This is a genomic window from Actinoplanes sp. NPDC048791, from assembly GCF_040650095.1.
GTDB lineage: Bacteria > Actinomycetota > Actinomycetes > Mycobacteriales > Micromonosporaceae > Actinoplanes.
In genome coordinates this window covers 3,535-8,534 of sequence record NZ_JBEZGQ010000033.1, presented here as the reverse complement: position 1 = coordinate 8,534, position 5,000 = coordinate 3,535, and the positions used below count along the sequence as shown (strand labels likewise).

6 protein-coding genes (1 of these 6 running past the window's edge) are annotated in these 5,000 nt (G+C 72.0%); 4 read left to right on the top strand and 2 right to left on the bottom strand.

Annotated features, from left to right (window positions below):
* Positions 1-31: the beginning of a Rieske (2Fe-2S) protein gene (locus tag AB0C29_RS04945; protein WP_360815251.1), read on the bottom strand. 824 nt of this gene lie to the left of the window's left edge; the window shows 31 of its 855 coding nt (coding positions 1-31); the start codon lies at positions 29-31; its stop codon lies beyond the left edge, outside the window.
* A 94-nt stretch (positions 32-125) separates the two neighbouring features.
* Between AB0C29_RS04945 and AB0C29_RS04940 the strand changes: the two genes are divergently transcribed.
* A complete protein-coding gene (locus AB0C29_RS04940) occupies positions 126-983 on the top strand; it encodes an MEDS domain-containing protein (protein WP_360815250.1) in 858 nt (285 codons plus the stop codon).
* Entirely contained in the window at positions 970-1,413 is a 444-nt protein-coding gene (locus AB0C29_RS04935) for an ATP-binding protein (RefSeq protein ID WP_360815247.1), read from the top strand. Before AB0C29_RS04940 ends, AB0C29_RS04935 begins: the two co-directional genes overlap by 14 nt.
* Here AB0C29_RS04935 and AB0C29_RS04930 read toward each other — a convergent pair.
* Positions 1,410-2,771: an NAD(P)/FAD-dependent oxidoreductase gene (locus tag AB0C29_RS04930; protein ID WP_360815244.1), complete on the bottom strand. Its 1,362-nt coding sequence runs from the start codon at positions 2,769-2,771 to the stop codon at positions 1,410-1,412. The two genes, AB0C29_RS04935 and AB0C29_RS04930, sit on opposite strands and share 4 nt — an antisense overlap.
* Positions 2,772-2,809: 38 nt before the next feature.
* Here AB0C29_RS04930 and AB0C29_RS04925 point away from each other — a divergent pair, with 38 nt between their 5' ends.
* Positions 2,810-3,901 carry a serine hydrolase domain-containing protein gene (locus tag AB0C29_RS04925; RefSeq protein WP_360815241.1) on the top strand — a complete coding sequence of 364 codons (1,092 nt, stop codon included), beginning with the start codon at positions 2,810-2,812 and terminating at the stop codon, positions 3,899-3,901.
* A gap of 90 nt (positions 3,902-3,991) precedes the next feature.
* Complete coding sequence (locus AB0C29_RS04920) at positions 3,992-4,825, top strand: hypothetical protein (protein WP_360815238.1); 834 nt, start codon at positions 3,992-3,994, stop codon at positions 4,823-4,825.
* Positions 4,826-5,000 lie beyond the last annotated feature (175 nt).

Genomic DNA, 5,000 nt, shown 5'->3' with positions numbered 1-5,000 from the left:
GCTCCAGCCGGGAGATCGTCTGCCGCACCATGCCGATGGGGTTACCCAGCGGCGTGCGGCCAAACCTTGCTTGGGCTCTTCAGTCATCGGGTACGTTTCCAGCCCCGGGCTCCTGAGGAGGACGCATGGTCGCCACGACACCGGTGGATCGGCTCAGCCCAGGCGACCACGCCTGCCTGACTTTCACCGATCCCGAGGAGCGGCTGGACATCCTGGCCGCCTTCGTGGCCGCCGGGCAGTCGCGCGGCGAGCGGGTCATCTGCTTCACGGACGCCGCGGATGTCGACGGGCTCCGCGCCGAGCTGCTGGAACGCGGCCTCGACGGCGGGCAGGAGCTAACCGTGGCCGAGAGCGACCGGCTGTGGGGCGGGGGCACGGGGCCGGACGCCGCCACCATGGTCGAGCTCCTCGCCCGCGAGCTCGACCAGGCCGAGCGGGACGGCCGGACGGGTCTGCGGATCACCGCGGACATGTGCTGGGCCGCCCGGCCGCAGGCGAACGCCGAGCAGCTGCTGGTCTTCGAGTCCGAGGTGGGACGGCTCTTCGCCGCAGGGCGGCTGACCGCCATCTGCGAATACAACCGGGACAGCTTCGACCCGGTCACCCTCGCCTACGCCGCCCGGGTGCATCCGCGGACGGTGGCGGCGACCGTCTATCACGAGGACCCGGTGCTGCGGATCTGCCGGCAGCACGTGCCGCCGGGCGTACGGGTGGCGGGTGAGCTCGACTATGCCCGGGCCGACGTGCTGAGCGACGCGCTCGCCGAGGCCGTCCGGCTGGACCACGACGTCCACCTCAACCTGAACCACCTGCGCTTCATCGACGCCGGCGCGGCGGCCGTCATCCTGCGGACGGCGGCCAATCTGCCGGAGTCCCGCCGAATGATCGTCGTCTGCGCCGAGCCGATCGAACGGACGTTGACGGTCGCGGGCGCCGCCGACGTGCCCGCGCTGCGGATGCTGGTGCGCGATGGCGAACGGTGAGCGGACCGACACCTCCCCCGCGGTCCGCGAGACCGAACCTGCTGGGGGAAGCCCCGAGGTCCTCGTCGAGCAGGGCTTCGACGAGGACAGCCTGTACGGCGTGCGGGCGACCGTCGCCGCCCATGTCTCCACGGTGGCGGATGCCCGGACCGTCGACACGATGGTGCTGATCGCCCACGAGCTGGCCAGCAACTCCGTCCGGCACGGCGGCGGCACCGGCCGGTTGCGGCTGTGGCTGGCCGACGGCCTGCTGCATTGCGAGGTCAGCGACGCCGGCACGGGCCTGGACGATCCGGCCCATGCCGGCCACACCCTGCCGGCGCCTTCGTTGCCCGGCGGACGCGGACTGTGGATCGCCCGGCAGCTCTCCGAGCTGTCCATCGTCACCTCCCCGGCCGGCAGCACGATCACGGCGACCGTCCCGCTTTAGAGGGAATGCAGGGCGTCACCGATCGCCCGATGGAATGTCGGGTAGGCCCAGATCGTGGCCTGCAGCGTGGCCACCGGCACCTCGGCCTTCACCGCCACGGTCAATGCTCCGAGAACCTCGCCGCCGGAAGGGCCGGCTGAGGTGGCGCCGACCAGCACGCCGCGGGACCGGTCGACGATGACCTTGATGAACCCCTCGTTGCCCGGGCCGTGCACGAACCCGCGGGAGGACGATGGCAGGCTCGAGTAGCCCACCTGGACGTCGAGGCCGGCGTCGCGGGCCTGCTGCTCGGTCAGGCCGACCGCGCCGATCTCGGGATCGGTGAAGGTGACGCGGGGCTTGGCGTGGTAATCCGCGCTCGGGCCGCCCTGGCCGAGGATGTCGCGGACGGCGACGTCGGCCTCGTACATCGCCATGTGAGTAAAGGCGCCGTTGCCCGTCACGTCACCGACGGCCCAGACCCCGTCGGCGGCGCGCATCCGGTCGTCGGTGGTCAGGAAGCGGGCCGACGGGTCGAGTCCGACGGTTTCCAAGCCCAGGCCACCGAGGCGGGCGGCGCGGCCGGTGGCGACGAGCAGCCGTTCGCCTGTGACCGTGGAGCCGTCGGACAGCTCGACCGAGAAGCCGTCGCCGGAGTGGGTGACGTGCTTTGCGCGTACCCCGGTCAGGGTTTTGATGCCGTCGGCCGCCAAGGCCGCGGCCGCGGTCTCGGACGACTCGGGCTCCTCCATCGCGAGCAGTCGATCGCTGCCCTCGATGACCGTGACCTGCACGCCGAAGCGGGCCATGACCTGGGAGAGCTCGAGGCCGATGGCGCCGCCGCCGAGGACCAGCAGCGTGTCCGGCAGGGTCTCGGCCTCGACGGCCTCGCGGTTGGTCCAGTACGGCGTGCCGGCGAGCCCTTCGATCGGCGGGATCACCGCCGTCGTCCCGGTGGCGACGACGATGCCGCGGCTCGCCACCCATTCCTGATCGTCGACCCGCACCCGGCCCGGCCCGGTGATGGTGGCCCGGCCGCGCACGAAGTGGCCGCCCTTGCCGGTGAAGCGGTCGACGGCGACCTTGTCGTCCCAGGTGTCGGTGGCCTGCTCACGGATCCGGCGGGCGACCGGCGCCCAGTCGGGCGTGACCTGCGACGTGCCCGCCAGGCCGGGGATGCGGCGGGCCTCGGCGAGGGCGTTGCCGGCGCGGATCATCATCTTGGTCGGGATGCAGCCCCAATAGGGGCATTCGCCACCGACCAGGGTGTGCTCGACGCCGATGACCGTCAGGCCGGCCTGCGCGAGCCGGCCGGCGACCTCCTCGCCGCCGACCCCCAGGCCGACGACCACCACATCTGCTTGCTGCGCTTCGCCCATGGGACCAGCTTTCCACCATCGGCGGGTACTGTGCGCCCATGTCAGCGGACCGTAATATCGACGGCTTCGTGGCGCCCGGATACGAACCGGTCCGGGACGCTTTCGCGGCCGAGCCGCGCGGCGGATCGGCCCTCGCGGTGCGACGGCACGGTGATCTGGTGGTCGATCTGCGCGAGGGTTGGGCCGACACCGCACGGACCCGGCCGTGGACGGCAGACACCCTGGTCAACGTCTATTCGGTGGGCAAGCCGGTGATCGCGCTGGCGGTGCTGCTGCTGATCGATCGCGGCCTGATCGGCCTGGACGATCCGATCGCGCGGCACTGGCCGCGATTCACGACCGATGCTTCGGTACGGCAGCTGCTGACGCACACGGCCGGCCTCCCGTTCTTCCCCGTGCCACGGGAAGCGTCCGCGTGGAGCGACTGGGATCTGCTCTGCGCCGACCTGGCCGCCGCGCATCCCGAGTGGCCGCCGGGCACGGTGGCTGCCGAACACGCCCTGACCTACGGCCATCTGCTGGGCGAACTGGTCCGCCGCGTCGACGGCCGGCCGCCGGCGCGCTTCGTCGCCGAGGAGATCGCCCGGCCGTGGCAGCTCGACTTCGGCTTCGGCACCACGGAGACGGACCGGTGCGCCGAGCTCGAGTTCGATCAGCCGGACCGGCAGGACCTGCTGGCCGGTGAGCCGGGCTCGGTGCGCGCGCGGGCCATCGCGAACCCGCCCGGCTCCCGCGACCTGGCCGTGCTCAACAGCGACCTGTGGCGCCGGTCCGTCATCCCGGCGGTGAACCTGCACGCCACGGCCGGCTCGCTGGCCCGCTTCTACGCCGGATTGCTGGCCGGCGGCGTGCTGGACGGGCAACGGCTGCTCAGCGCGGCGCTCGTCACCGACCTCGTCTCGGCGCACTTCACCGGTCCGGATCTGTTCATCGAACAATCCACGACCTGGGGCCTCGGCGTGCAGCTCGAACCGGACGGGACCTGGGGCATGGGTGGCCTGGGCGGCAACGCGGCCTGGGCCGACCCGGCCGCCGGGCACGCGATCGCCTACGTCACCCGCCGGATCGGCGACTTCGACCGGGTCGGCGCGGTCGACACGGCGATTTCCTCGTTGCGACTTCTCACCTGACCGCCGCCCCCGCCGATTCTGTTCCCTCGCGGAAGCGGAATCACCACGGTAAAGGGGGCGGTCATGAGGGGGCGATGGCAGGCAGGGCTGGTGTCTGCCATCCTCATGGCCGCCGCCACGGCGTTGCCCGGGGCTTCGTCGGCGGGCAGTGCGGGTCTCACCGCGGCGCCGGTGAACACCCGAGCCATGTGGCTGTGGGGCGACGATCCGGCCGCTGAGGTGATCAGCTGGGCCGGCGAGCACAACATCTCCGAGGTCTTCGTCCACGTTGCACCGTCGGTCCTCACCGACGGCGGCCTGGCCCGGCTGCAGGAGCTGAAGGAAATGGCCGTCGCCCGGCGGATCAAGCTGCGGGCGCTCGGCGGTGACCCGGACTGGGTCACCAACCACGCCGCGGCGCTGGCCTGGCAACGGACCGTCGTGTCGACCGGCCTCTTCGACGGCATCCACCTCGACGTCGAGCCGTACCTGGTCGAGGGCTGGACCACCGACCTGCCGGGGACCGAGGCGGCCTACCTCAAGCTGCTGGACCGGATGCGGGCCGCGAGCACGCTGTCGCTGGAGGCCGACGTGCCGTTCTGGTTCGGGCAGTACAAGCTCGGCCGCAAGAACCTGGCCGACGAGGTGCTGCGCCGGGTCAACGCGGTGACGGTGATGAGCTACCGCGACACCGCGACCGGCCCGAACTCCATCGTGGCGGTCAGCCTGGACTGGCTGGCCCGCGGCAAGGCGGCGGGCAAGCGGGTGCGGCTGGCGGCGGAAACCGGGCCACTGGCGGACTGCCTGCACTGCACCTTCCACGAGGAAGGCGCGGCCGCGCTGAAGCTGGAGCTGGCCAAGGTTGATGAGGCGACCCGGCAGACGGCGGCCTTCGGAGGCATCGCCGTGCACCACTACGGCGCCTGGCGCACGCTGCCGGCCTGAGGTTTCCGCCCGGCCGTGAGGTTTCCGGGGCGGCCGGGTGGGCAGTTTGTCGCGGGTCCTGCCGGCCTTCAACGGACGAACGCAACGGGTCGGCAGGACCCGGTTGAACATCCCGCCCGGGGTACCCGGCATGTTAGTAACCGGCCCCCCCATTGTGGCGGGAGCCCCACCGGCT